This window comes from Mesorhizobium erdmanii USDA 3471 (genome assembly GCF_000472705.1).
Taxonomy (GTDB): Bacteria; Pseudomonadota; Alphaproteobacteria; order Rhizobiales; family Rhizobiaceae; genus Mesorhizobium; species Mesorhizobium erdmanii.
The window spans coordinates 93,674-120,352 of the sequence record NZ_AXAE01000020.1; the positions used below are offsets into that span (position 1 = coordinate 93,674).

Here is a 26,679-nt window from a genome sequence, read left to right on the forward strand (position 1 = left end):
CCAGCCGCGTTGCTGGTCAAAGGCGGCATGACGAAACTCCTCGCCCTTGTGATCATTGGTTTCATGGTCATCCAGCTGATCAAACCGATCGGCTGGCCCGGGCTCAAGCGCCGCAGCGATTTCTGGAAGCTGGCGTTGCTCGCCATGGCGGCGATCTCGCTGGCGGCCGTGCTCGGGCATTTGACTTAGAGCGGTTCCTGCGCATGACAGGACTGGCGCGGCAAAGTCAGCCGGCAAGCACCTGGTCGACGAGATGTTCCGCCCAGGCCCGGTAGCCTGCTTCCGAGGCATGGAATCCGTCGGAGGCGAAACCCTCTTCGGGATTCGTGATCGGCAGGCGCGGCGCCGGCACCGCGCCGCGCTCCAGGCAGAGGCGTTCGCCCATCCGGTTCATCGCGGTCGCGCGGATTTCGAGGATCTTGCCGAGCAGCGGCGGCATGGCCGGCGCCCGCGTGAACTCCAGCACCGGCGACCACACCACCCGCGCCTCCGGCCATTTGGCGCGCAGTGCGTAGAGCAGGCCGCCGAACTCTTTCTTGAAGCGCGGCACCGAATGGAAATTCTTGGTGTCGTTGGTGCCGATGGCGAGCACGATATGCGTCCACGGATCGGCCGACAAATTGGGCAGGACATGGTCGCGAATCTGGCCTGACGTCGCCGAATTGAAGCCGGCAGCGCGCCAGCGCACGGCGCGGCCGGTGCGTAGCGAGATCAGAACGGCGAGCTGCGCGGCAAGCCCATCCTCGGAATTGCCGATGCCGACCGACGCGGCCGAGGAATCACCCAGCACCAGAAGCGAGACCGCCGGCGTCTTGCCGGCAAGGTCGTGCATGACCGGTCCCTGTGCCGGCAGCATGCGCGAGGTGCGGCGGCGAACGCCCAATCCCTGCCAGACATAGATGGGGAAGGCGAGCCAGGTGAGAGAGGTGGGGAAGCGCATGGCGATACCGTCGAACGATTTGCGGCAGGCTTAGCGCATGTTTGGTCCGCCGTGAACGGGCCCTAGCGTCGCCGGCCGGTGCCTTGGAGCAGTTCACCGTTTCACGAAACGGCAAACCGCTCCAACTGTTGTGTTGACGCAATTCCCAAGGGAAAGCCGCGTCACACTTTTCTTGGAATTGCGCTAAGGCGCGCGTCGTCCGGTTGCGACCTGTTTCCATATTCATCGTGCAGCCGTACCCAGTCCATCAAGGTCCGGTAAGGACCGGTTTCGTCGCGGCCTTTCGGAACGATGTCGAGATATTGATAGGCGCCGATGAACTGCTCGCTGCCACGTGCCCGTGACATGAAGGTCAGGAAGATGTCGCCGGTTTCGCCCTTGTGGAAGACAGTGGTGCCGGGCAGGTCCTTCGACGTCAGCACCGGTGTTTCGAAATTATAGACGGCTTCGCCGGATGCGATCTGTTTGTCGGTGAAGGATACCTGCATGTCGAAGTTGAAGTCCGAGGCATAGGAAGATACCCAGTCGAACGTCCAGCCCATGCGCTGCTTGTAGGGCAGCAGCTCCGCAAGCGGCGCCCGTGATACGGCGACGAGCGACACGTCGTGATGTCTCAGATGCCGGTTGGCGCCGTCCATATGGTCGGCGACGAAGGCACAGCTTTCGCAGTGATGCGTGGAGCCCGGCGCGAACACGAAGTGATAGATGATCAACTGGCTGAGGTTGGCGAAAAGATCGGCCAGTTTCTTCGGCCCCTGCTCCGTCTCGAAGACGTAGTCCTTCCTTACTTTCAGCCAGGGCAGTTCCCGCCGTTCGGCCGCAACACGCGCGCGCAACCGCGTCAGTTCCTTCTCGCGGGCCAGATGCGCCTTGTGCGCCCGGAACCAGTCTTCGCGCGAAACGGCCTTGTTGCGATGCATGTGCCTCTCCCTCTCGGTCACCCCAAGGACGTTCGAGGTGGGCGCAATCCGACATCGCAGCCGAAAACACCGCACAGGACATAAGGATGGTCGGGCTCGAGCCCAAGTTCTGGCCCAATGCTTTGGGGGCAAACAAAAACCCGGGCACATGGCCCGGGTTGGTGTGCGCAAAGAAGCTTGGTTCAGGCAGCTTTTTCCAAGGCCGGCTGCCATTTTCCAAGCGCGGCCAGATAATTCATGTGGGCGCGATGGGTGAAGGCGGCCTGACCGGCGGCAACGTTCGATGCTTTGCCGCTCCAAGCCTTCTGCGGGGCGGCCTGCAGCGCGCGGCCGTAGGAGAAGGTCAGCTTCCACGGATGCGGGCCGATGGCGTTGATGGCGTTGAGGTTGGCGGTCGCTTCCTCGTCCTCCTGGCCGCCGGAAAGGAAGGCGATACCAGGGACCGCCGCCGGCACCGTCTCGCGGAACAGTTTTATGGTCATCTCGGCGACCCTTTCGGGACTGTCCACCGTGCCCGACTTCTTGCCCGACAGCACCATGTTGGGCTTCAGGATCGTGCCTTCGAGCACGACGCGCGCCGCGTAGAGCTCGTTGTAGAGCTTAAGCAAAGTCATCTTGCTGATCTCGTAGCACGTGTCGATCGAATGGGCGCCGTCCATCAGCACTTCCGGCTCGACGATCGGCACGATGCCGGCTTCCTGGCAAAGGGCGGCGTAGCGGGCAAGCGCATGGGTGTTGGAGCCGATAGAGGTCGCCGACGGCACGCCCTTGGCGATGTCGATGTCGATCACCGCGCGCCATTTGGCGAAGCGGGCGCCAAGCTTGTAGTAGTCGGCAAGGCGTTCGCGCAGGCCGTCGAGGCCCTCGGTGATGGTGTCGCCGGGGAAGGCGGCCAGAGGCTTGGCGCCGGCATCGACCTTGATGCCGGGGATGGCGCCTGCCGCCTTGATGATGTCGACCAGCGGCGTCCCGTCGGCGGCCTTCTGGCGGATCGTCTCGTCATAGAGGATGACGCCGGAAATATACTTGGTCATCGCGTCCTTGGCGCGGAACATCATCTCGCGATAATCGCGGCGGCTGTCTGCGGTCGATTCGACGCCGATCACGTCGAAGCGCTTCTTGATCGTGCCGGAACTTTCGTCGGCGGCCAGCAGGCCCTTGCCATTGGCGACGATCGCGGCGGCAATGTCTTCGAGACGTTCGCTCATCATGCTTCTCCTGGAGGGGTTCTTTCCGCGCTTAACGGAAGTCTACCGCCAAAGGAATGGCATCGGAAAGCTCGAATCGATTGAAAGGTGCCGGCGCCGCCGCCGGCTCGCTTTGAGTTGATCGGATCGTTGCTTGGGCCGAGAATTGCCTCAGCGCTTCAGCACGTCGACGCCGGGCAACGGCTTGCCTTCCATCCATTCCAGGAAGGCGCCGCCGGCGGTCGAGACATAGGTGAAGTCGTCGGCGACACCGGCGTGGTTGAGGGCCGCCACCGTATCGCCGCCACCGGCGACCGAGACCAGCTTGCCGGCCTTGGTGCGCGCAGCGGCGTGTTTTGCCGCCGCCACCGTGGCGTGATCGAACGGCGCGATCTCGAAGGCGCCGAGCGGACCGTTCCAGACCAGCGTCGCGGCGCGGTCGATCCATTCGCCGATCGTCGTCACGGTCTTGGCGCCGACATCGAGGATCATGCCATCGGCAGGCACGTCGGAGATGGCGACCGTCTCGCAGGCGGCGCCTGCCTTGAATTCCCTGGCGACGACGCCATCGACCGGCAGGATGATGGCGCAGCCGGCCTCGGCCGCCTCGATCATGATCTGCTTGGCCGTCGGGGCCAGGTCATGCTCGCACAACGACTTGCCCACATCGGTGCCGCGCGCGGCCAGGAACGTGTTGGCCATGCCGCCGCCGATGACCAGCGCGTCGACCTTCTTCACCAGGTTCATCAACAGGTCGATCTTGGTCGAGACCTTGGCGCCGCCGACAATGGCGACGACAGGGCGGACCGGATTGCCCAGGCCCTTCTCCAGCGCTTCGAGCTCGGCCTGCATGGTGCGGCCCGCAAAGGAAGGCAAAAGATGCGCCAGCCCCTCGGTCGAGGAGTGGGCACGGTGGGCGGCCGAAAAGGCGTCGTTGACAAAGATGTCGCCATTGGCGGCGAGCCTTTCGGTGAAGGCCGGGTCGTTCTTCTCCTCGGCCTTGTAGAAACGGGTGTTTTCGAGGAGCAGCACGTCGCCCTTGTTCATGGCCGCGACCGCGCTTCCCGCCGTGTCGCCGACGCAATCCGAGGCAAAGCCGACGGGACGGCCGAGCACCTGCGCCGTCGCCCTGGCGATCGGCTCAAGCGAGAATTCGGGCGAGGGGCCATCCTTGGGTCGGCCGAAATGGGCAAGCAGGATGACCTTGGCGCCTTTGCCCGACAGTTCGGCGATGGTCGGTGCGATGCGTTCGATGCGGGTGGCGTCGGTGACCTTGCCGTCGGCGACGGGAACGTTGAGGTCGACGCGCACCAGCACGCGCTTGCCGCTGATGTTGCCGATATCGTCCAGTGTCTTGAAGGCGGCCATGCCGGTTCCTTTCCTCGGGAAAATCGCCGGGACCATACCTCGCATCAACGACGATGCAAGGCTTGGCTGGGATGGCGGTGCGAAATTTTGAGGCGGGCGGGGACATAGTCCGTGAAGATCGCCCACGCGGACAGGACAGGGCAAACGATCGCTCTCGTCAGCTGCCGGTCGTTGCCTTTTCGACCGGTGGCTCCGGGGTCTCGTCTGTCCGTGCCGCTTCTTGCGTCTCGGTTGGCTTGCGCCAGTTGCGGACAAAGGCGCCCAGACGGTCGCCCATTTCGCCGGCGCTGAGGAACACCGGAACCCGCGCGACCGGCGCTGTCGGCTCGAAGGAGAGGCCGAGACCCGTGATCCTGCCCTTGTCGTCGACATCCCTGACGATCAGCTCGATCGGGCCAATCAGCACGCGGTCGGCATATTCGGCATGGCCGCCGAGACGCGCCGTGACCAAGGCGCCGACGGTCAGCTTGCGTTCGGCCTCGCTTAGGCCCGGCCCATAGGCGGCCTCCAGTTCCTCGGCCGAACGGGCCGGATCGACGGCGAAGGCGCCGAAGAAATCGGCATCCTCGGGGTCGACCACCGCACGGCTGGCAAACAGCTTGTCGAGCAGGCGCGGATAGCGGTCCGGCACGAAGATGTAGACCTGGTCGCCGGCGGCCAGCCGGCCCATGTCCTGGAAGCGCATCGAGCGGCCGTCGCGCAGCACCAGCGAGGGCCGTGCCCAGCGTGGAATGCGCTCACCGCGCGCCACCGGGCTGCCATGCGCCACACGATAGGCAAGAAGTTCGTGATGGGCGGAGCCCGGCAATTCGAGTTCGACCTTGTCGAGAGGGCCGAGGCGCGCCGGCACGATGAGGCCGAGGCGACGCGCCAGCGGGCCGACTGTCCAGCCCTGGATGACCAGCGACACCAGCACGATGATGAAGGCGGCGTTGAAGATGGTGCGGCCATTCTCCAGTCCGCCGAGCAGGGGGGTGATGGCGAGCAGGATCGAGACGGCGCCGCGCAGGCCGACCCAGGAGACGAAGGCAACCTCGGGACGGGGCAGGCGGAACGGGATCAGACAGAGCCAGACGGCGATGGGCCGCGCGACAAACATCAGGAACAAGCCAAGCGCGATAGCCGGCACCATGATCGCCGGGAATTGCGATGGGGTCGCGAACAGGCCGAGGATCAGGAACATGATGATCTGCGCCAGCCACGACATGCCGTCCTGGAAGCGCTTGAGAATGGTGACGGCGCGGATGTCGGAATTGCCGGCAATGAGTCCGGCGATATAGACCGCCAGGAAGCCGGAGCCGCCGATCGCGCCGGCGGCGGCAAAGACCATCAGCGACAGCGTCAGCACGAAGATAGGCAGCAGGCCATGGTCGAGATTGAGCCGGTCGACGAGACGCACGATGGCCAAGCCGCCGAGCACGCCGACAAGGGCGCCAAGGCCCATGTTGACGAGGAAGCCCAGGATCAGGCTGGTGAGGAGGACATTGGTTTCAGGGTTGGCGTGCGCGGCGATGACTTCGACCAGGGTGATGGTCAGGAAGATGGCGATCGGGTCGTTGGTGCCGGATTCGACTTCGAGCGTGGAACGTACGCGCTCGCGCAGATTGATCTCGCCGGCGCGCAGCAGGAAGAACACGGCCGCCGCATCGGTCGAGGCGACGGCCGCACCGAGCAGGAAGGATTCCAGCCAACTCAGGTCGAGCAGATAGTAGGCGGCGGCGCCGAACAGGCCGGTGGTGAGAAGCACGCCGACAGTCGCTAGCGACAGGGCCGGCCCCGCCGCCTGCCGCAAAGCGTTGAGCGGCGTGCCGAAACCGGAATCGAACAGGATGACGGCCAGCGCCAATGAGCCGGCAAAATAAGCGATGCGGGCATTGTCGAATTCGATGCCGAGTCCGTCGGTACCGGTGGCAAGCCCGATGCAAAGAAATAGCAGCAGGAGCGGGGCGCCGAAGCGAAAGGCGATCAGGCTCGAAAACGCTGCGGCGACAACGAGCGCCGTGCCGACCAGCGTGACGAGATAGATCGCATGCTCCATTCTTAAATCATCCCCTCAAATTCTTCTGTCTCCTGGATTACGGCAGAGTGGGGCGAAGGCGTGACCAGTGCAAGGCGGGAGGGTGGTTTTTGGCCTATACCGCTGATTTTGTTGCTGCCTCGGCAAATGAAAACGCCCGGCAAAGCCGGGCGTCTGCAAAGCCGTGAGACGAGAGCCCGCGATCAGGCGATGGTCTTGCCGAAGGCGACGGCGGTATCGCCCATGCGATTGGAGAAACCCCATTCATTGTCGTACCAGGACAGCACCGAAACGAAGTTGCCGTCCATCACCTTGGTCTGGTCGAGCGCCATGATCGACGAGCGCGGATCATGATTGAAGTCGATCGAGACATTCGGGTGATGGGTGACGCCGAGAATGCCCTTCAGCCTGCCGTTCGAGGCGGCGATCACCGCTTCGTTGATTTCCTGCACCGTGGTGGCGCGCTTGGCGATGAACTTGAAGTCGACGACGGAGACGTTCGGGGTCGGCACGCGGATCGAGATGCCGTCGAGCTTGCCCTTGAGGTCGGGGAGCACGAGGCCGATCGCCTTGGCCGCACCCGTCGAGGTCGGGATCTGCGACAGGGCCGCGGCGCGGGCGCGGTAGAGATCCTTGTGCATGGTGTCCAGCGTCGGCTGGTCGCCGGTGTAGGAGTGGATCGTCGTCATCATGCCTTTTTCGATGCCGACCGTGTCGTGCAGCACGGCGGCCAGCGGCGCCAGGCAGTTGGTGGTGCACGACGCGTTCGAGATGACGATGTGGTCCTTGGTCAGCTGGTCGTGGTTGATGCCGTAGACGACGGTCAGGTCGGCGCCGTCGGCGGGTGCCGAGACCAGCACGCGCTTGGCGCCGGCGGTCAGGTGCGCGGCGGCCTTGTCGCGGGCGGTAAAGATCCCGGTGCATTCGAGCGCGATGTCGACGCCGAGGTCCTTCCACGGCAGCTGCGTCGGATCCTTGATGGCGGTAACCTTGAACTTCTCCTTGCCGACGGTGATCTGGTCGCCATCGACGCTCACCTCGTGAGGGAAGCGGCCGTGCACGCTGTCGTAGCGCAAGAGGTGGGCATTGGTCTCGACCGGGCCGAGATCGTTGACGGCGACGACGTCGATGTCCTTGCGGCCGGATTCATGGATGGCGCGCAGGATGTTGCGGCCGATGCGGCCGAATCCGTTGATGGCAACTCTGACGGTCATTTTTCTCTCCCTGGGAGCTGGAAGGCGGATAGATCCGCTGCTTCATAGCGGCGGACGGCACAAGAATCCAGCCGCAGAGGGCCGAATTTAAATCGATTAGGTTGGTCCAGCCCCGCGAAACGCCAGAGCGGTTCTCGGGGCCGGACACCGATATCACTTGCCGTGCAGGCGGGTCTCCGCCGCCTTTGCGGCCGCTTCGGCGGTGATGCCGAAATGCGGATAGAGCTGCTCGATGGTGCCCGAAGCGCCAAAGCCACGCATGCCGACAAAGATGCCGTCCGAGCCGATAAGATGATCCCAACCCTGGCGGATGCCGGCCTCGATCGCCATCTTGATCGGCGCGTTGCCGATCGTCTTCTTGCGATAGGCCTCGCTCTGCTGATCGAACAGTTCGAAGCAAGGTACTGACACGACGCGGGTCGGGTGGCCGTGCTTCTCGAGCAGGTCGCGGGCGCCGAGCGCGATCTCGACCTCGGAGCCGGTGGCGAAGATCGTCACCGCCGCCTCGCCGCTGGCCGCGGCCAGTTCGTAGGCACCCTGGCTGCTCAGGTTCTTGGCCGAATGCTCGGTGCGGACCGTCGGCAGGTTCTGGCGGGTCAAAGCCAGGGTCGACGGCGTCTTTTCGGATTCGAGCGCGATCTGCCAGCATTCGGCGGTTTCCACCGCGTCGGCCGGACGGAAGACATTGTGGTTGGGGATGGCGCGCAGCGCCGCCAGGTGCTCGACCGGCTGGTGGGTCGGGCCGTCTTCGCCCAGACCGATGGAATCATGGGTCATGACGAAGATCGAGCGGATGCCCATCAGCGAGGAAAGCCGCATCGACGGGCGGGCATAGTCGGAGAAGCACATGAACGTGCCGCCATAGGCGATGAGGCCGCCATGCAGCGTCAGGCCGTTGATGGCGGCCGCCATGCCATGCTCGCGGATGCCGTAATGGACATAGCGCTGGCCGTAATCGTCGGGCGTTATGTTCTTGGTCTGGCTGGTCTTGGTGTTGTTGGAGCCGGTCAGGTCGGCAGAACCGCCGATGGTTTCCGGCACGGCGCCGTTGATGACTTCCAGAGCCATTTCCGACGATTTGCGCGTCGCCACCTTCGGCTTGTCGGCCGAGAGCTTCTTCTTGTAGTCGGCGATGACGGCGTCGAAATTGGACGGCAGCTTGCCGGAAAGGCGGCGCTCGAACTCGGCCTTCAGCTTCGGTTCGGCCTTGGCGAGGCGGCCTTCCCAGTCGGCGCGCGGCTTGGCGCCGGCCTTGCCGGCAGTGCGCCAGGCGTCCAGGATGTCGGCTGGAATCTCGAAGGGCGGCGATTCCCAGTTGAAGAATTTGCGCGCGCCGGCGATCTCGTCGGCGCCGAGCGGCGAGCCGTGCGCCTTGTTGGTGCCGGCCTTGGTCGGGGCGCCGAAGCCGATGGTCGTCTTGCAGGCGATCATGGTCGGCTTGTCGGAATGGCGGGCGGCTTCGATGGCGTAGGCGATCGCTTCCGGGTCGGTGCCGTCGATATGGCTGGCGTTCCAGCCGGAGGCCTGGAAGCGGGCGACCTGGTCGGTGTTGTCGGCAAGCGAGACCGGACCGTCGATCGAGATGTTGTTGTTGTCCCAGAAGACGATCAGCTTGTTGAGCTTCAAATGCCCGGCCAGCGCGATGGCTTCCTGGGAAACGCCTTCCATCAGGCAGCCGTCACCGGCCAGCACATAGGTGTAGTGGCTGACGAGGTCGTTGCCGAAGGCGGCGTTCATGATGCGCTCGCCGAGGGCGAAACCGACCGAATTGGCGAGGCCCTGGCCAAGCGGGCCGGTCGTCGTCTCGATGCCGGTGGCGTGGCCGTATTCGGGATGGCCGGCGGTCTTGGATCCCAGCTGGCGGAAATTCTTGATCTGGTCGAGGGTCATGTCCTCGTAGCCGGTCAGATAGAGCAGTGAATAGAGCAGCATCGAGCCATGGCCGGCCGACAGGATGAAGCGGTCACGGTCGGCCCAGTGCGGAGCCTTGGCGTCAAATTTCAGGAAGCGGGTGAACAGCACCGTGGCGATGTCGGCGCAGCCCATGGGCAGGCCGGGATGGCCGGAATTGGCCTTCTCGACGGCGTCCATGGAGAGAAAACGGATCGCATTGGCCATCCGGTCATGTTGTTCACGCGACGTCATGGTTCCTCCAGGGGTGGGGGTTTGGGGGCTTGGGAGAGCCCTTGAAAAGGGTGCGCGACACATAGCAGGCGCGGGCTTTTAGTCAACAAATCGGGTGCAGATTTGCCACTCTTGTGATGGCGTTGAGGCTTGGTGAAGCGACCTACATTAGCGTTAGCAGGGGACAGTCGCGAGAGCTTTGTTGACGTCGCCTTCACCCGGTGCCTAATGTTTCCGACATAACGCGTTCTGAACACGAACGATTCGGTGATGGGCAGGGCAGGACGAAGGCCATGACCGGGGAAACCACGCTCAAAGAAGTCATCGCCAGGCTGGGAAAGGCCATCGAGGGGCTGGAAAACGCCGTCGCGGCCAAGCTCGAGCATGAACGCGACTACTCGGAAGCCGAGGCCGAAGTGCAGCGGATGAATGCCGACCGTTCCCGGCTGGCGCAGGAACTCGACAATTCCGAAGCGCGCGCCGAACGGCTGGAGGACGCCAACAAGGAAGTCTCGCGACGGCTGGTGACCGCCATGGAAACCATCCGCGCCGTGTTGGACAGATAGGAGCTGGCCCATGGCACAGGTCACGGTTTCAATCGACGGCAAACAGTACCGCATGGCCTGCGACGAAGGCCAGGAAGAACATCTGATGGACCTTGCCGAGCGCTTCGACCGCTATGTCTCGCACCTGAAGGATTCCTTTGGCGAGATCGGCGACCAGCGGCTGACCGTCATGGCCGGCATCATGGTGATGGACGAACTCTCTGAGCTGCAGAAACGCGTCAAGGGTATGGAAAGCGAAGTGCTGACCTTGCGCAAGACGCGCGACGAGGCGCTGACCAAGGCCGACAAGAGCGACAGCGTGATGACAAGCGCGCTCGGCGCATTAGCGCAACGCATGGAAGATCTGACTGCGACGCTGGCGATCAACAAGGCCTGAGCCGGCCCAAGCCTTCCCATGCAACTGGAAGTCCCTTGCGCCGATGCCATCGGCAGCATGAAAATGCTCATTCCGCCGCCGACAAGAGTTTCATATTATCTTGCAGTCGCGATTTTTGCGCTAAGATGCGGCGGGCCGGAGCAGGCGCGCCTTGATTGAGGCCTGCCGCGCCGACGGGATTAGTTACAGGGGAGATGTGCCATGAGCCTTCGTATCAACGATATTGCGCCGGATTTCACCGCCGAGACCACGCAAGGGTCAATCAAGTTCCATGACTGGATCGGTGACGGCTGGGCGATCCTGTTCAGCCATCCGAAGAACTTCACCCCGGTCTGCACGACCGAGCTTGGCACGATGGCGGGGCTGGAAGGCGAGTTCAAGAAGCGCAACGTCAAGATCATCGGCATCTCCGTCGATCCGGTTGCCAGCCACGACAAGTGGCAGGCCGACATCAAGACGGCGACCGGCCAAACGGTGCACTATCCACTGATCGGCGACAAGGACCTCAAGGTCGCCAAGCTTTACGACATGTTGCCCGGCGGCGCCGGCGAAACCTCGGAAGGCCGCACGCCAGCCGACAACGCCACCGTGCGCTCGGTCTACGTCATCGGCCCGGACAAGAAGATCAAGCTGGTGCTGACCTACCCGATGACGACGGGCCGCAACTTCGACGAGATCCTCCGTGCGGTCGATTCCATGCAGCTTACCGCCAAGCATCAGGTGGCGACGCCGGCCAACTGGAAGCAGGGCGAGGACGTCATCATCACGGCCGCGGTTTCCAACGAGGATGCGATCAAGCGCTTCGGGGCCTTCGAGACCATCCTGCCCTATCTCAGGAAGACCAAGCAGCCGTCGGCCTGAGGCAGGTACCGGAACGGATTTTGCCTTTTCCGACCTAGCGGGCCAAGTCATGCTTGACTGGCCCGCTTTGGCGGACAACCATGCTCCCGTTGGGGTCCGGCGGAGAAAATCGTTCCTGCCGGCTGGTTGGAGAGCTCGGTTGGACGTGGCTTTGGCAAGACCTGAGGTCAGGGGCTTTTATGACAAGCCGACCGGGGCCATTCAGTATGTCGTCACCGATCCGGCGACGAAGCGGTGCGCCATCATCGATCCGATCCTCGACTTCGATGAGAAATCCGGCGCAACCGGTACGAAGAGCGCCGATGCCCTGCTCGATTTCATCGGGGAAGGCGGGCTCGAGCTCGAGTGGATTCTCGACACCCATCCGCATGCTGATCATTTCTCGGCCGCGCACTACCTGAAGCAGAAGACCGGAGCGCCGACGGCGATCGGCGACAGGGTCGTCGACGTCCAGAAGCTGTGGAAGGTGATTTACAACTGGCCGGATTTTCCCGCCGACGGTTCGCAGTGGGATCGGCTGTTTACGCAGGGCGAGACTTTCCGGATCGGGACCATGCCGGTCAAGGTGCTGTTCTCACCCGGTCATACGCTGGCCTCGATCAGCTACGTGATCGGCGACGCCGCCTTCGTCCATGACACGCTATTCATGCCCGACAGCGGCACGGCGCGGGCGGATTTTCCCGGCGGCAGTGCCGCACGGTTATGGCGCTCGATCCAGGACATACTGGCATTGCCGGACGCGACGCGCGTCTTCGTCGGCCATGACTATCAGGCCGGCGGCCGCGAGCCCTTGTGGGAAAGCACGGTTGCCGTGCAGAAGGCCAGCAACATTCATCTCGTCGCCGCGCGCGGCGAGGCCGAGTTCGTGGCGCTGCGCGAGGCACGCGACAAGACATTGCCAATGCCGCGGCTGATCCTGCATGCGCTGCAGGTCAACATGAATGGCGGCCGGCTGCCGGAGCCGGAAGCCAATGGAAGGCGGTATCTGAAGTTTCCGCTGGATGGGCTTTGAGGCAATCGCAGCTTGTACGAAAAAGGCGGCGCCAGTTTCCTGACGCCGCCTTTGTGTTTCGTTGCCGAAGCCGACTTTTTAAGCCGCCGGCTGCGCCTCGATGGTGCGCAGCGCCTGGGTCTGGCGCTTGGCGGCGGCCTTGACCGCATCCTGCACCTTCTCGAAGGCACGCACCTCGATCTGGCGCACGCGCTCGCGGCTGATGTCGAATTCGGCCGACAACTCTTCCAGCGTCAGCGGCTCCTCGGCGAGGCGACGAGCCTCGAAGATGCGCCGCTCGCGATCGTTGAGCACCGCAAGAGCGCCCGACAGCATGCCGCGCCGGTTTTCCAGCTCGTCCTGCTCGATCAGCATTTCTTCCTGGCTTTCGTGGTCGTCGACCAGCCAGTCCTGCCATTCGCCGGACTCGCCTTCCGTCGCCCGGATCGGGGCGTTGAGCGACGCGTCGCCGGACAAGCGGCGGTTCATCGACACCACCTCGGCCTCGGAAACGTTCAGCCGCGTGGCGATCTCGGCGATCTGGTCAGGCTTGAGGTCGCCGTCATCCAGCGCCTGGATCTTGCCCTTCACCTTGCGCAGGTTGAAGAACAGGCGCTTTTGATTGGCGGTCGTGCCCATCTTGACCAGGCTCCACGAGCGCAGGATGTATTCCTGGATCGAGGCCTTGATCCACCACATGGCGTAGGTCGCGAGGCGGAAGCCACGCTCGGGTTCGAATTTCTTGACGGCCTGCATCAGGCCGACATTGCCTTCCGAGATCACCTCGCCGATCGGCAGGCCGTAGCCACGATAGCCCATGGCGATCTTGGCAACGAGCCGCAAATGGCTGGTGACGAGCTTGTGCGCGGCGGAGGTGTCTTCATGCTCGGCATAACGCTTGGCGAGCATGTACTCTTCCTGCGGCTGAAGCATGGGAAAGCGGCGGATTTCTTCCAGATAGCGGCTGAGGCCGCCTTCGCCGGAAACGATACTGGGTAGTGACTGGGCCATGATAGCGCCCCCTCTCTATTGGAGTGATGCCCCCGAAACGCGGCGGGCATGTGACGCGAGCACCAAAAGGCTCGCTCGCGACGTCAGACCTTATACAGGAACAAAACCAGAAAAGACAGGCATTTGTTCAACACGAAACAGTGTGTCACGCTGAAGTGAACAATGCCAGTCAGGTTTTTTGATGGCTGGTTTCGAGCCGGTTGATGGCGGGTTCAAAAATCGCGGAAGCCGCCGACGAGTTCCTCCATGTCCCCCGGTATCGGCGCCTCGAACCTCATCGGTAGATGGGTATCGGGATGGCGAAATGCAAGGAGCCAGGCATGCAAAGCTTGCCGGGAAAATGCTTTGACCCGACTTTTCAGGGGGTCCGGCAGCCGGTTGGCCTTGGTGCGGAAGGCCTGGCCGTAGTCCGGGTCGCCGATGACGGGGTGGCCGATATGGGCCATGTGGACGCGGATCTGGTGGGTGCGGCCGGTTTCCAGCCGGCATTCGACCAGGCTTGCCGTGGCGAATTCCTGCTGTTTTTCGCCGAAACGCTCCTGAACGGCAAAGTGGGTGACGGCGTGGCGGGCGTCGCCGCGGCCTTCCGGCACCACTGCACGGCGCACCCGGTCGGCGGCGCGGCCGAGCGGTGCGTCGACCGTCCCGGTCGGCCTTTGCGGTATGCCCCAGACCAAAGCCAGATAGGCGCGCTCGAGATCGCCGGTCCGGCCATGGTCGGCGAAGGCTTCGGACAGCGCCTTGTGGGCGCGGTCGGTCTTGGCGACGACCATGACGCCGCTGGTCTCCTTGTCGAGACGGTGCACGATGCCCGGCCGGCGCACGCCGCCAATGCCTGACAGGCTGTCGCCGCAATGATGGATCAGCGCGTTGACCAGCGTGCCGGTCCAGTTGCCGGCGCCGGGATGCACGACCAGCCCCGCCGGCTTGTTGATGACGATCAGCGCGTTGTCTTCGTAGAGCACATCGAGCGCGATATTTTCGCCCCGCGGTTCGGCCGGCTCGGGCTCCGGCATGGCAACCGATACGCTTTCGCCTGGGATCATCTTGCGCTTGGTTTCCTCGACCGGCTTGCCGTTGATGGAAACCGCGCCCTGCCGGATCAGCATCTGCACGCGGCTGCGTGACATGTCGGGGCCAAGCTGAGCGGCCAGCCATTGATCGAGACGTTGGCCGGCCGCATCCGCGCCCGCGACCAGCACGGTCGGCTCGGCTTCCGTGAATTCGTCCTCTATCAATTGGGGGGCCTCTTCGCTATGAGCGCTCATCGAAAAACCGTTCCGGAATATTTGCCATGGCCCGGCCCAATGCCGATGAAGTCTCCGAAGGCGAGGAAAAGCCGCTCGACCCCGAGGTCGAAAAGATGCGTGGCAAGCTCGTCCGCTTCATGGCCATCAATCTCGGCCTGCTGTTGCTGGCTCTTATGGTGGTGATCGCGGCGATTGTCTACAAAGCCCGCAAGGCGCCACCGGTGGCCCCGCCGCTGGCCGGTGACATCCAGGTGCCCGCCGGCGAGCCCCTGAGCGGCGATATCGTGCTGCCGGTCGGCGCGAAAGTGATCAGCCAGACGCTGTCGGGCAATCGCGTCTCGATCGATGCGGAACTCACCGACGGCAGTCGCGCGATCTTCGTCTATGATATCGCCGAGCGTCGTATGATCGGCCAGTTTGCAATTCGCAACAAATGAGCGGCTTTGCCGAACATCGCCGTGTCGCAACCGTAGCGCTGGTCGTCGCCAATTATGACGCGGCGATCGCCTGGTATGTCGGGCGGCTGGGTTTCCTGCTCGTCGAAGACGTCGATCTCGGCGGCGGCAAGCGCTGGGTCACGGTGGCGCCGGCCAACGATCAGGGCGCCAGGCTGCTGTTGGCCGAGGCGTCCGACGAGACACAAAGACAGAGCATCGGCAACCAGACCGGCGGCCGGGTTTTCCTGTTCCTCGAAACCGATGACTTTGCCCGCGACCATGCGGCGATGCTGGAGAAGGGCGTCGAATTCCGCGAGGCGCCGCGTTTCGAGCCCTATGGGACAGTGGCGGTTTTCGCCGATCTGCACGGCAATCTCTGGGACCTGATCGAGCCCAAGCGGTAACCTCGCGGGCGGCTTTTCATTCGATCTGGTAAAGCCGCCAAACCCCAGTTGCTTTTTCCCGGCCGTCAGCCTATATCGCCGGTTCTTGAGCGCGCCCATCGTCTAGCGGTCAGGACACCGCCCTCTCACGGCGGGAACAGGGGTTCGATTCCCCTTGGGCGTACCAAGCACACGATTCGATAGTTGATCTCCCAAATCATCGAACATCATCCAGTCACGCACCCGCGTGGGTTGTGCTTGGCCGGGAAAGTTCGCAAAGCCTGCGAAAACCCGACGTCTCCATATGCCCGAATCCACCCAATTTAAGTCAGGCTGCGACGCTTGAAAGCGCAGCAATCTCTGTTACTTGGCGCGTGAGGGTAGTGTCCGCGGACGGCGGATTTTGGGTCGGGTAGAGTTGGAATGGCCTCGGTAAAGATGATGTGCTCGCGCTGCCATGGCGGCGGCAAGCTTTTCGATTGCTCCAGATGGAGTGCGTCAAAAGGGCATTGCTGCCCGCAAGGAACGCACCAGACCAGTTGCCCAGGCAAGACCGTCACCTGCACCGAGTGCGGCGGCCTGGGAACGCTGGCGGAAGCTGAACTCAGGGCCGTCGCTTAGTCCCTGCTTCAGCCAGGATTTGACGAGGTGGCTTTCGCATCACCATCGTCCATCCCTCGAAAAGATCCCGCAGGCTTTTGCGGCTAAAAGCGGTTTCACCGTCTTGCGACGAGAAGGCTTGCCGCCGCTGGCGCGGCGCGGCCGATTGCATTAGCATCACGTCATGGATTTCGAGGCACGGCTGAAGCGGCACACAGAACGCCGGGTGCCAGGCAGATCCTGACGGGCAACCGATGCCGCGGGGAGAGGGCCAATGCAGAAACTGCAAGCGCAGGGCGTCCACCACATCACGCTGGTCGGCGCCGGGCGCCAGACCTCGATCGATTTCTGGGAAGGCGTGCTCGGCATGCCGTTCATCTTCGAGCAGCCCAACCTCGACAAGGCCAGCGAGAGCCATCTCTATTTCGATCCGGGCGACGGCCGGCTGATCACCGTCTTCACCGATGAGAGCCGCACGCCGCAGAAGCGGCGCACGCCGACCGATCCCGGTTGCGTGCACCACATCGCCTTTTCGGTGTCGCGGGTCACCTTCCTGCAGGCGGTCTCCCGGCTCGACGAGCGCGGCATCAAGCACAGCGGCGTCAAGGATCGCGGCTTCATGGATTCGATCTACTTCGAGGATCCGCTCGGCCTGTTGATCGAACTCGCCTCCTACCGCTTCGAGCCGCCGGCGGGTTTCACCCATGCCGACGTGCTGATGCAAGCGCACAGGCTGCGCGTTGCACGCGGCGACTACAACATCGCCGAGGTGCACCTTGCCGACGCGATCCAGGCGCTTGTCGAGAGCTCCCGCGCGACCTTGTCGGACGACCGGGCGCCGAAGAATCCATACTGACGGCCACAAAAACAGAGGGAGGACCACAATGGCAAAGACAGTGACCAAGAGTGCTGGGAAATCAGCTGCACAGGTAAAGCCGAAAGCCGCCGCCAAGCCGGCGGCAAAAGCGGCCGCGGCAAAACCGGCAGCCAAAAAGTCGGCGCCGAAGACCGCCAAGGCCAAGCCGGCGAAAAAGCCCGCACTGAAGCTCTCCATGCTCAAGCCGAGCGTCAACAACTTGGCGGTGCGGGTGTTTGCCCGCGCGGCCGGCTTCGACGCGGCCGAGACCGACGCCTGGGGCCACACGCGCTCGCCCGAATACATGGCGCGCAATCCGGCGCACCTGACGCCGATGATCGAGGACAAGGGGCTGCCCAGGGGCGTGCTTTGGGAAAGCTGCGCCATCATGCAGTATCTCGCCAACAAGCACGGGCTGGAGAAATTCTATCCGAAGGCGCCGGCCAAGCGGGCGATGGTCGACAGCGCCATGTTCTACCTGATCGGAACGCTCTACCCCTATGTGGCGCGCGCCACCTATCCGGCGCTGGGCTTCCCGCACTATGCCGGCGAGGTCGGCCACAGCGATGCCCATCCCGACAAGAAGTCGGAAGCGCAGAAGGCAGCGATGGCCGCGATCGCCGAGCCGCTGGAGGTCTTCCACAGCTTCTTCCGGGACGGCAAGCCGTTCATCGGCGGCAAGCACCCGTCGATCGCCGACATCCGGCTGGCGGCGACGCTCGAGTTTCTGGCGGTCATCGACTATGCGCTGCCCAAATGGGCGAAGGAGTACATGGCAGCGATCGAGAAGAAGCTCGGCAAGGCCTATGCCGAGCCGGCCGGCGACGTGCGCGGCTACATCGCCTATGTGAGGTCGCAGGCAAAGGCTTCAGCTTAAGGATTCGTTAACCAAAGCCCTGTCTACTGTCTGGAATTCACCGCGCGACCACGGATGTACTGGCGCACTACCGGTGGAAGGAAAGGTCGGCTCCGTGCCGGCCTTTTTGCTTTTTTCGGACCTCATGCCGGGGCATCGCGTCACAGCCGCGACGCTCAATACGATGGACGATATCGGACCGGCATACAGGCGTGCCGGACGCCGTCGGCGGATTCCGGGAATTCCACCGTAACCCAGAGCTTCAGCTTCAAGCGCTACGGCTCGCTGATCGGTCCGGCGCGGCCTACCGCCAAGGTGGCAGGCGACGACAAGGCGCGCAGATGCGGCTATCGCGGCCGTCGAGAATTGCACGCCCCTGACCTTTTCACCGGCGCTGGCGAGAGGCATCGGCGGCAAGGTTTCACATTGCAACTGGTTTCACCGGAGCAATAGCTTTTCGCGCCGCCGCCAGGGCTTAGCGCGCGTCAGCGCCAGCCTTTCCTTCCAGAGCCAGTTGCTCAATGGCTCGGGCGCCGCGCCTGGGCATGCCGTGCCAGGTCCGGTGTCTCGAAGACATAATCGCTCCAGGCCGATTCCGGGATTTGCCCGGCCAGATAGCACTCGAGCAACAGATTTTCCTCGGGATTGAGCGATCGTGGCGCGCGCTCATGATCCAGCCCGAGAGAATGGAAAAGGTTTCTTGTCAGTTCCGATACCGTGAAGTGGATCGACATCCGCGTTCTCCTCTGCCTATCAACGCCGCGGTCAGGCAAAGGTTTCAGGCTCAAGCTTCGGTAACGCCGGATTGATCGTTGACGCCGACAAACATGAGCAACGCCATCATTCTCCCCCCGCGGCCAAAGCCGGACCTCGGTAGCGTTGCGGCGGTCCCGCAATCCGGAACCGAGACCGCGGGCGCCTCTCAGCCGCAGTCGATCAAGGCCGGCATGCGGCCGGTGCGCGTGGTCGGCCCGGTCTTCTTCCCAGCTGAATGACCACAGTGCCTGCGCATCCATCGGATAACAGGGTTGCGGCGGGCTCATGGTGCACTCGGTATTGGATCCATCTGGAACAGAGGGACGCTCACGGCGTTGTGATCGACACCGGCCGGGAGGAACGCCATGGCTACGTTCAGGGAAATGAGGGTTCTGGAGATCGTCGAGGACGGCTCCCTGACCAACGACCAGAAGATCGCCGAGTTGCGTGAGATCGAATCCGAGGCGCGCGGGCTGCAGCGGGCCGCGTCGGAAAGCCCGATGGGCGACGATGACGGCTGGCAGGACGATTTGCGCCAGGTTCGTCTTGCGCTCGACAAGCTTGGCGCAAAGGAACCGAAGAAGGGCGCGGCATCGCTATAGGGGCTGCGTTTACTCGCAGACCATGCGGACCCGCTGTCCTGGCTCGCTTACATTCTTGCACGCCAATTGCTTTTCCGGGTCCGACGGCGGGGGAGGCGATGGTGAAAATCGCGTCTGGCGCCGTCTGTGCATGGCAGGTTTCGAAACTCTCTGCTCCGAAACTCGTCCGGGTGGCTGTGGCGGCACAGGAAAGGCGTCGTTGGCGGCCTGCGGCGCGTAGTCGATATTGGGTGGCGGCCGGTCCCAGAATCGCCTGGCATCGAGTGGCCGCGGAATGATGACCGTGCCGTCATAGCTGCGTGAACAGCCGCTGCCGCACAGCAGCGCTACGCCCAGCAAGAAAGGCCCTATCCGTCCAATCATAAGCAACACCCCTGCACGGCTTATAACGCGGCCGTGGTGCGCTCGACAACCGGACGGAATAACGCAGGAGGAACAGGCCGGTTGCGCCGTTAAGGTTAGCGGATCGTTAATGCTTCTCGGGCACATTCCGCCGACGAACCGCGGAGGGAGGGTTCGGCCTTGATTTTCGGGGTGGGACAGCATGGCGGAAGCGGACGAAGCAATCGGCGCGCGCGGCAAGCGTGGACCCGGCAGGGCGGTGCATCGCGACGATGCGCCATCATGCGCGGACAGGGATTCGACCGATGCGCTTCGCCAATTGGTCGAGGCCGGCTCGGACTGGACATGGGAGACCGACGCCGAACTGCGCTTTTCCTGGCTTTCGCAAAACTACCAGGCTGCGACGGGCATCAATCCGGCAGACGTGCTTGGCCGGTTTCGCTTCGATTTCCTCCATCAGGTCCTGAAGGGCAACCACAGCGCGGCAGCGCATCTGGAGGATCTGCAGGCGCGCCGGCCCTTCCGCGACTTCGTCTACGAACTGAAGGGAGGCCGCGCCGACTGCCGCTGGGTGCTGACGTCAGGCTTCCCACGGTTTGACGGCGACGGAGAGTTCGCCGGCTATCGCGGCATCGGCCGCGATGTCACGGCGCTGGTCAGCGCCTTCGAGACCGTGGAGCCGAGCCCGTTGTCGGGCAGTGAACCCGACCGGCATCTTGCCGATCTCGAACGGACCATGGACGCCATGCACATGGGCGTCGTGCTTCTCGACGCCAGGCTCGACACGCTGATCGTCAACAAGGCCTATCGCGACCTGTCCAGTATTCCGGATGGTGCCGTGACCGTCGGCGCTCCGTTCAGCCAATTGATGGAACTCAACCGCCACAATGGCATCTATGGCGACATCGACGAACAGCAGTGGCAGCGCTACCTCGCCACCCGGTTGGAAGAGATTCGCGCCGGCTCCGTCGCGCCCCGCGAATTTGTCCATGCCAGCGGCAGGACGATGATGTTCTCGGTGACGGCGCTGTCGGGGGGCAGGCGGCTATTGACCTACTATGAAGTCACCGAACTCAAGCGCCGCGATGCCGAGATCGAAAGCGCCAACGCCAAAATCGCCGAGACCTTCGTCAATCTCCGCACCATGGTCGATCAGATGCCGATCGGCGTTCTCGTCCTCGATGCCGATATGCGCGCCGAAGTCATCAATCGGGCCTTCTATGATTTCTGGAGGATCGATCCGAGCCGTGCCGGGATCGGCTCGCCCTTCCGCGAGCTGATGGAAGCCAGCCGTACCATCGACCCTTACGGCGCCGATGAAATTGCCTGGCAACGTCACAGCGCAGAGCGCGAAGCCGAGATCAGGACCGGCATCGCCGGCTCCAGGCAATTGCCGCACAATGATGGGCGCACGCTCGTCGCGTCGCTGGCACCGCTACCCGGCGGCAAGCGGCTCGTCTCCTACGTCGACGTTACCGACATGAAGGGCCGCGAGACCGAAGCGCAGGACGCGCGCAGGCACCTGGCCAGCGTGCTGGAATCGCTGCCGGCCGGCGTCATCATCTACGACCGCGACGACAAGTTCGTCTTCGCCAACCTCAAGCTGCAGGACTCGCTGCCGGCGCTGAAGCCCTTCTGGCAGCCTGGCCGCAGCTTCCGCGAGGCGCTGGAATTCGGCCGTTCGGTCGGCTATTTCCGCTCCAGCGGCGATAGCGGGATGGACAGGCTGTACGAGACCGAACCCGAACGCTGGCTCGACAGCATGCTGGCGCGCTACCGGCTGCCAAATTCTTCCTACGAGCGCCTCAACGCCGATGGACGCTGGTACCAGGTCTACGACATGCGCACCGATGACGGCACGTTCATCGGTGTGCGCGTCGACATAACCGAAATCAAGAGCCGCGAGGCGGCGCTGCGCGATTCGATGCGCCAGATCGATCTGTTCCGGCATGTCATGGACGAGTTGCCGGTGGCGGCCTTCATCAAGGCGCAGGATTTAAGCATCGAATTCGTCAACAAGGCCTGGTGCGCCATTACGGGCCTTGCCAAGGCAGACGTCATCGGCCGGACCGACCGTCAGCTGTTCGGCGCCGAGGAAGCGGACGGCTTCAGCCATGACGACAGCGATGTCGTGGTGACCGGCGCCGTGCGCGAGGTCGAGGAGTCCGTCACCCATCGCGACGGCACGGTGCGGCAGTTGATGACGCGCAAGAGCCGCCTGGCGGCGACGGATGGCTCCGTGCATCTGGTCGGATCCAGCACCGACATCACCGAGGTCAAGGCGCGCGAGCGGGCTCTGGAAGAGAGCATGCGCGAGAACGAGGTGTTCCGCAGCCTGATCGACAATGTCCCGGTGTCGATCTACGCCAAGCGCTCCGATCTACGGCAGTTCTACGTCAACAAGGGTTGGTGCGACCTCACCGGATTCAGCAAGCAGGAGGCGATCGGCAAGACCGACGTCGAGATCTTCGGCCCGGATGGCGAAGCTTTCGTCGCCGGCGATCTGGCCGTCCTGCGCACCGGCGAGACCCAGGAGATCGAGGAGACCGTACAGCTTGCCGACGGCAGCGTCAGGCATCAATTCGCGCGCAAGGGCGCGATGATCGCCTCGGACGGCTCGCTCTACCTGATCGGATCGACCACCGACATTACGGAACTGAAGATGCGCGAGGCCGAACTCAGCGAGGCGCGCCAGCGCGCCGTGCTGGCCGACCGCGCCAAGTCGGAATTCCTCGCCAATATGAGCCATGAGATCCGCACGCCGATGAACGGTGTGCTCGGCATGGCGGAACTCCTGGCGAAGTCCAATCTCGATCCCAAGCAGAAGACGTTCACCGACATCATCGTCAAATCGGGCAACGCGCTGCTGACCATCATCAACGACATCCTCGATTTCTCCAAGATCGACGCCGGCCAGATGGTGCTCGATCCGGCGCCCTTCAATCTTGCCGAGGCGATCGAGGACGTGGCGACACTGGTGTCGACACGGGCCAAGGAAAAGGATCTCGAGCTCATCGTGCGCGTCGAGCCGAGGCTCGAAAGCCTGTTTGTCGGCGATGTCGGCCGCATCCGGCAGATCGTAACCAACCTCCTCGGCAATGCGGTCAAGTTCACGGACGAGGGCCATGTGCTGGTCGACGTGACCGGCGAGAGGGTCCCGACCGGAACCAGGCTGACGATCTCGGTCACCGACACCGGGATCGGCATTCCCGAGGAAAAACTGAAACTGGTGTTCGAAAAATTCAGTCAGGTCGACACTTCTTCGACCCGGCGGCACGAAGGCACCGGGCTCGGCCTTGCCATCACCTCGCGGCTGGTCGAACTGATGGGCGGCACCATCGGTGTCGAGAGCGCCGAGGGCAAGGGCTCGACCTTTTGGTTCACCGTGACGCTGCCCGGGGCCGGACAGCAGAACGGGCAGCGCATCATGCCGGTGGACGTGACGGGCGCCCGCGTGCTGATCGTCGACGACAATGCAGTCAACCGGGCCATCCTGACCGAGCAGATGACCTCGTGGACGTTCGATTCCTGCGCGGCCGAAAGCGGCGCCGAGGGCCTCAAGGTGCTGATCGCGGCCGCCGCCTATGGTGTGCCGGTCGATTGCGTCGTGCTCGACTACCAGATGCCCGAGATGAGCGGCGCGGAAATGGCGCGCATCGTGCGCAACACCGAAGGCCTCACCGACACGCCGATCATCATGCTGACCTCGGTCGACCAGTCGCTCGCCAATACCAGCTACCGCGATCTCGGCATCGATGCCCAGCTGATCAAACCGGCGCGCTCCTCCGTGCTCCTGGAAACGCTGGTCGCGACCATCCAGCGCCACCGCCACACTACGGGTGACCATGCCGCGCAGTATGCTGTAGCCGAAGGGTTTGGTGCTCCCCAGCGGCCGCCGCTGGCGCCGTCCGAGCAACGCGCGCAATTGCAGCCGCCGCCGGTTCGCCCGAGGCTCCCGGGCACTGGCGGTGATGGATACAGGCTGGATATCCTCGTGGCCGAGGACAATGAGGTGAACCAGATGGTCTTCACCCAGATCCTCGGCGAGACCGGCTACGGTTTCGAGATTGTCGGCAATGGCCGCAAGGCGCTCGACGCCTTCGGCAAGCTCAATCCGTGCATGATCCTGATGGACGTCTCGATGCCGGAGATGAGCGGGCTCGAGGCAACCGCCGCGATCCGCCGGCTGGAGCAGGAAACCGGGACGCATGTCCCCATCGTCGGCGTCACCGCGCATGCGCTCAAGGGCGACCGCGAACGCTGCCTGGAGGCGGGCATGGACGACTATCTGCCCAAGCCGATCAGCCCCAGGGCCTTGCTGGAGAAAGTCGAGCGGTGGCTCGGCGCGGGCCGTCAGGTCCAGCGCAACGCGGGATAGCACCGCGTCGGCGGGTTCCAAGCATCGGAAACGGCAAGCCGAGGGAATCAATCGCGGATTCGCTGCTATCCCTGCGTGCAATGCCTATGGTGCGATCGCACCATACCAAAGGCTGTGCCGAGCCGGGACAATGGCAAAATCGAATTCCGCCCTTGCAGTTACGGGCGGGAGCAGCGACCGCCAGTACGGAACAGCGTCAACCTACCCCAACGGACCTGTTTTTGGCGACGGCCCGGCCATGACACGCTCTGGCCTTGAGCAACGCACTCCCGCCCGGATTTTATTTACCGGAGGCAGCCGCCGTCGCACCCGACGGCGGCCGTGCCTTGCGGACTGCTCAACTCACTGATTCAGAGGGTAAACCGGAACGCCGCCACTGGTGGCGGTCGCTGTCACCTTTGGAGGCGCCGGCAACACGTTACCGGGCTGACATGAAACTGTCATGCGACTGTTATAATCGAACGCTATTGGCCTCAGCGGGCGCTGCTTAGGAATGGCGCCGAGAGACCATCTTCCGAACAGGAGCAGGCCACATGAGACATTTTATCCGCTCGGCGGCCGTTGCGATCGCAATGGCTACAGCGTCTACCTTCACCCTTTCCGCAGCCATCGCAGCTGACCTTTCCGGCGCCGGCTCGACCTTCATCTATCCGGTGTTCGCCAAATGGGCCGACACCTACAAGAAAGACACCGGCATCGGCCTCAACTACCAGTCGATCGGCTCGGGCGGCGGCATCAAGCAGGTCATCGCCAAGACCGTGACCTTCGGCGCCACCGACAAGCCGATGTCCGACGCCGATCTGGAAAAGAACGGCCTCGTGCAGTTCCCGATGGTGATGGGCGGCATCGTGCCGATCGTCAACCTCACCGGCGTCAAGCCGGGCGAACTGGTCCTCGACGGCAAGACGCTTGCCCAGATCTATCTCGGCGCCATCACCACCTGGGACGACGCCGCGATCAAGGCGCTGAACCCCAGCCTCACCCTGCCGTCGACGGCCATTGCCGTCGTGCATCGTTCGGACGGCTCGGGCACCACCTTCAACTTCACCGACTACCTGGTGAAGCTCTCGCCCGACTGGAAGGACAAGGTCGGTTCGGACACCGCCGTCGAATGGCCGACGGGCGTCGGCGCCAAGGGCTCGGAAGGCGTCGCCAACACCGTCAAGCAGACGGATGGCGGCATCGGCTACGTCGAGTACGCCTATGCCAAGCAGAACAACCTGTCCTACTCCAAGCTGGTGAATGCTGCCGGCAAGGTCGTCGAGCCGTCGCTTGAATCCTTCGGCGCCGCCGCTTCGAACGCCGACTTCAAGACTGCCAAGAACTTCAACGTCATCATCACCAACGAGCCCGGCGACACCACCTGGCCGATCGCCGCCTCGACCTGGGTTCTGATCCACAAGGCTCCGAATGATGCCGCCGCGACCGGCGAAGCCCTGAAGTTCTTCGCCTGGGCCTACAAGGACGGCAAGGAAACCGCCAAGGCGCTCGACTATGTCTCGATCCCCGACAGCGTCGTCGACCTGATCAAGGCTTCGTGGAAGGCCGACATCCAGGCCGACGGCAAGCCCGTCTACGCCGGCGAGTAATATCTCTTGAAGGAGCGCCGCGCCCGCGGCGCTCCTTTTCTCATCAACTTGAAAGAGCCGAGCTTGACATGAGCGCTGTCCAGGAAGCCTTGCCAGCCGCCAGAAATTCGCGCGATGCCACCGTTCGACGGTTCGCGCTGACCGACTCGATCTTCCACGCGACGACCCGGGCGGCCGCCATATTGGTGCTGGTCCTGCTTGGCGGTGTTGCGATCTCGCTGTTTGCCGGTTCCTGGCAAGCCCTGTCGACCTTCGGCTTTTCCTTCCTGACCACCCAGAGCTGGAACCCGGTGACAGAGAAGTTCGGTGCGCTGGCGCCGATCTACGGCACCATCATCACCTCGGCGATCGCGATCCTGATCGCCGTGCCGCTCGGCATCGGCATCGCCATCTTCCTCACCGAGCTTTGCCCGCGCCCGCTGCGGCGGCCGATCGGCATGGCGGTTGAACTGCTCGCCGGCATCCCATCGATCATCTACGGCATCTGGGGCCTGTTCGTGCTGGCGCCGTTCCTGCAGACGACCATTCAGCCCTTCATCATCAGCGTGTTCCATGGCATTCCGGGCCTCAACGGCCTGTTCGCCGGCCCGCCCTATGGCATCGGCCTGCTGACCTCGGCGATGATCCTGGCCATCATGATCCTGCCTTTCATCACCTCGATCACCAAGGACGTCTTCGACACGGTGCCGTCGGTGCTGAAGGAATCGGCCTATGGCATCGGCTGCACGACCTGGGAAGTCACGCGCCGGGTCGTCATTCCCTACACGCGCATCGGCATCATGGGCGGCGTCATGCTGGCGCTCGGCCGCGCGCTCGGTGAAACAATGGCGGTGACGTTCGTCATCGGCAACGCGCACCGCATTTCGACGTCGCTGTTTGCGCCGGCAACGACCATCTCGGCGACCATCGCCAACGAATTCACCGAAGCGGTCGGCGACCTCTACACCTCCTCGCTGGTGGCGCTCGGCCTGATCCTGTTCGTCATCACTTTCCTGATCCTTGCCATCGCCCGCTACATGCTGATGCGCATCGATGCCCGTACCGGAGCCTGACCG

24 protein-coding genes and 1 tRNA gene are annotated in these 26,679 nt (G+C 63.5%); 15 read left to right on the top strand and 10 right to left on the bottom strand.

The window, feature by feature from the left end:
- Positions 1 to 9: 9 nt before the first annotated feature.
- On the top strand, positions 10 to 189 hold the full coding sequence (locus tag A3AU_RS1000000139885; RefSeq protein ID WP_032917560.1) for a hypothetical protein: 180 nt from the start codon (positions 10 to 12) through the stop codon (positions 187 to 189).
- Between the two features lie 37 nt (positions 190 to 226).
- Here the strand turns inward: A3AU_RS1000000139885 and A3AU_RS0117150 are convergent, their stop codons facing one another.
- The 7 genes from A3AU_RS0117150 to tkt form a co-directional block, all read right to left on the bottom strand.
- Positions 227 to 940: an SGNH/GDSL hydrolase family protein gene (locus A3AU_RS0117150; protein WP_027053951.1), complete on the bottom strand. Its 714-nt coding sequence runs from the start codon at positions 938 to 940 to the stop codon at positions 227 to 229.
- Between the two features lie 161 nt (positions 941 to 1,101).
- A complete protein-coding gene (locus tag A3AU_RS0117155; protein ID WP_027053952.1) occupies positions 1,102 to 1,860 on the bottom strand; it encodes a DUF899 domain-containing protein in 759 nt (252 codons plus the stop codon).
- Between the two features lie 182 nt (positions 1,861 to 2,042).
- Positions 2,043 to 3,068, bottom strand: a complete 1,026-nt coding sequence (locus A3AU_RS0117160; protein WP_027053953.1) for a class I fructose-bisphosphate aldolase — start codon at positions 3,066 to 3,068, stop codon at positions 2,043 to 2,045.
- Positions 3,069 to 3,218: 150 nt separating this feature from the next.
- Positions 3,219 to 4,415: a phosphoglycerate kinase gene (locus A3AU_RS0117165; RefSeq protein ID WP_027053954.1), complete on the bottom strand. Its 1,197-nt coding sequence runs from the start codon at positions 4,413 to 4,415 to the stop codon at positions 3,219 to 3,221.
- Between the two features lie 157 nt (positions 4,416 to 4,572).
- Positions 4,573 to 6,453: a potassium/proton antiporter gene (locus A3AU_RS0117170; RefSeq protein ID WP_027053955.1), complete on the bottom strand. Its 1,881-nt coding sequence runs from the start codon at positions 6,451 to 6,453 to the stop codon at positions 4,573 to 4,575.
- A 182-nt stretch (positions 6,454 to 6,635) separates the two neighbouring features.
- Positions 6,636 to 7,646, bottom strand: coding sequence for a type I glyceraldehyde-3-phosphate dehydrogenase (gap, locus tag A3AU_RS0117175; protein WP_027053956.1), 1,011 nt, complete (start codon positions 7,644 to 7,646; stop codon positions 6,636 to 6,638).
- A 153-nt stretch (positions 7,647 to 7,799) separates the two neighbouring features.
- Entirely contained in the window at positions 7,800 to 9,791 is a 1,992-nt protein-coding gene (gene tkt / locus A3AU_RS0117180) for a transketolase (protein WP_027053957.1), read from the bottom strand.
- A gap of 272 nt (positions 9,792 to 10,063) precedes the next feature.
- Here tkt and A3AU_RS0117185 point away from each other — a divergent pair, with 272 nt between their 5' ends.
- From A3AU_RS0117185 to A3AU_RS0117200, 4 genes are all read left to right on the top strand, one after another.
- Entirely contained in the window at positions 10,064 to 10,336 is a 273-nt protein-coding gene (locus A3AU_RS0117185; protein ID WP_006200774.1) for a DUF4164 domain-containing protein, read from the top strand.
- 10 nt (positions 10,337 to 10,346) lie between these two features.
- Complete coding sequence (locus A3AU_RS0117190) at positions 10,347 to 10,712, top strand: cell division protein ZapA (RefSeq protein WP_027053958.1); 366 nt, start codon at positions 10,347 to 10,349, stop codon at positions 10,710 to 10,712.
- 201 nt (positions 10,713 to 10,913) lie between these two features.
- On the top strand, positions 10,914 to 11,573 hold the full coding sequence (locus tag A3AU_RS0117195; RefSeq protein ID WP_027053959.1) for a peroxiredoxin: 660 nt from the start codon (positions 10,914 to 10,916) through the stop codon (positions 11,571 to 11,573).
- A gap of 139 nt (positions 11,574 to 11,712) precedes the next feature.
- Complete coding sequence (locus A3AU_RS0117200; protein WP_027053960.1) at positions 11,713 to 12,585, top strand: MBL fold metallo-hydrolase; 873 nt, start codon at positions 11,713 to 11,715, stop codon at positions 12,583 to 12,585.
- 78 nt (positions 12,586 to 12,663) lie between these two features.
- Here the strand turns inward: A3AU_RS0117200 and rpoH are convergent, their stop codons facing one another.
- Together rpoH and A3AU_RS0117210 are read right to left on the bottom strand one after the other, a co-directional pair.
- Positions 12,664 to 13,575, bottom strand: a complete 912-nt coding sequence (gene rpoH, locus A3AU_RS0117205; protein ID WP_027053961.1) for an RNA polymerase sigma factor RpoH — start codon at positions 13,573 to 13,575, stop codon at positions 12,664 to 12,666.
- Between the two features lie 212 nt (positions 13,576 to 13,787).
- Complete coding sequence (locus A3AU_RS0117210; protein WP_027053962.1) at positions 13,788 to 14,843, bottom strand: RluA family pseudouridine synthase; 1,056 nt, start codon at positions 14,841 to 14,843, stop codon at positions 13,788 to 13,790.
- Positions 14,844 to 14,869: 26 nt separating this feature from the next.
- Here A3AU_RS0117210 and A3AU_RS0117215 point away from each other — a divergent pair, with 26 nt between their 5' ends.
- The 5 genes from A3AU_RS0117215 (at position 14,870) to A3AU_RS0117235 (ending at position 17,978) form a co-directional block, all read left to right on the top strand.
- Complete coding sequence (locus A3AU_RS0117215) at positions 14,870 to 15,262, top strand: hypothetical protein (protein WP_027053963.1); 393 nt, start codon at positions 14,870 to 14,872, stop codon at positions 15,260 to 15,262.
- Positions 15,259 to 15,666, top strand: a complete 408-nt coding sequence (locus A3AU_RS0117220; protein WP_027053964.1) for a VOC family protein — start codon at positions 15,259 to 15,261, stop codon at positions 15,664 to 15,666. The genes A3AU_RS0117215 and A3AU_RS0117220 overlap by 4 nt, the downstream gene beginning before the upstream one ends.
- A 91-nt stretch (positions 15,667 to 15,757) precedes the next feature.
- Positions 15,758 to 15,832: transfer RNA gene (locus A3AU_RS0117225), tRNA-Glu, on the top strand.
- 687 nt (positions 15,833 to 16,519) lie between these two features.
- On the top strand, positions 16,520 to 17,101 hold the full coding sequence (locus tag A3AU_RS0117230; RefSeq protein ID WP_027053965.1) for a VOC family protein: 582 nt from the start codon (positions 16,520 to 16,522) through the stop codon (positions 17,099 to 17,101).
- Positions 17,102 to 17,129: 28 nt separating this feature from the next.
- Positions 17,130 to 17,978 carry a glutathione S-transferase family protein gene (locus tag A3AU_RS0117235; protein ID WP_027053966.1) on the top strand — a complete coding sequence of 283 codons (849 nt, stop codon included), beginning with the start codon at positions 17,130 to 17,132 and terminating at the stop codon, positions 17,976 to 17,978.
- A 497-nt stretch (positions 17,979 to 18,475) separates the two neighbouring features.
- Here the strand turns inward: A3AU_RS0117235 and A3AU_RS0117245 are convergent, their stop codons facing one another.
- Positions 18,476 to 18,691, bottom strand: coding sequence for a hypothetical protein (locus tag A3AU_RS0117245; protein ID WP_027053967.1), 216 nt, complete (start codon positions 18,689 to 18,691; stop codon positions 18,476 to 18,478).
- Positions 18,692 to 18,769: 78 nt separating this feature from the next.
- Between A3AU_RS0117245 and A3AU_RS1000000138005 the strand changes: the two genes are divergently transcribed.
- The 5 genes from A3AU_RS1000000138005 (at position 18,770) to pstC (ending at position 26,676) form a co-directional block, all read left to right on the top strand.
- Positions 18,770 to 18,952: a hypothetical protein gene (locus A3AU_RS1000000138005; protein ID WP_209444657.1), complete on the top strand. Its 183-nt coding sequence runs from the start codon at positions 18,770 to 18,772 to the stop codon at positions 18,950 to 18,952.
- A gap of 126 nt (positions 18,953 to 19,078) precedes the next feature.
- Positions 19,079 to 19,315 carry a hypothetical protein gene (locus A3AU_RS0117255; protein WP_027053968.1) on the top strand — a complete coding sequence of 79 codons (237 nt, stop codon included), beginning with the start codon at positions 19,079 to 19,081 and terminating at the stop codon, positions 19,313 to 19,315.
- A gap of 544 nt (positions 19,316 to 19,859) precedes the next feature.
- Positions 19,860 to 24,035 (top strand): PAS domain-containing protein, encoded by a 4,176-nt coding sequence (locus A3AU_RS0117260; protein WP_027053969.1) that lies wholly within the window; start codon positions 19,860 to 19,862, stop codon positions 24,033 to 24,035.
- 533 nt (positions 24,036 to 24,568) lie between these two features.
- A complete protein-coding gene (gene pstS, locus A3AU_RS0117265) occupies positions 24,569 to 25,624 on the top strand; it encodes a phosphate ABC transporter substrate-binding protein PstS (RefSeq protein WP_027053970.1) in 1,056 nt (351 codons plus the stop codon).
- Between the two features lie 68 nt (positions 25,625 to 25,692).
- Complete coding sequence (gene pstC, locus A3AU_RS0117270) at positions 25,693 to 26,676, top strand: phosphate ABC transporter permease subunit PstC (protein WP_027053971.1); 984 nt, start codon at positions 25,693 to 25,695, stop codon at positions 26,674 to 26,676.
- Positions 26,677 to 26,679: the final 3 nt, after the last annotated feature.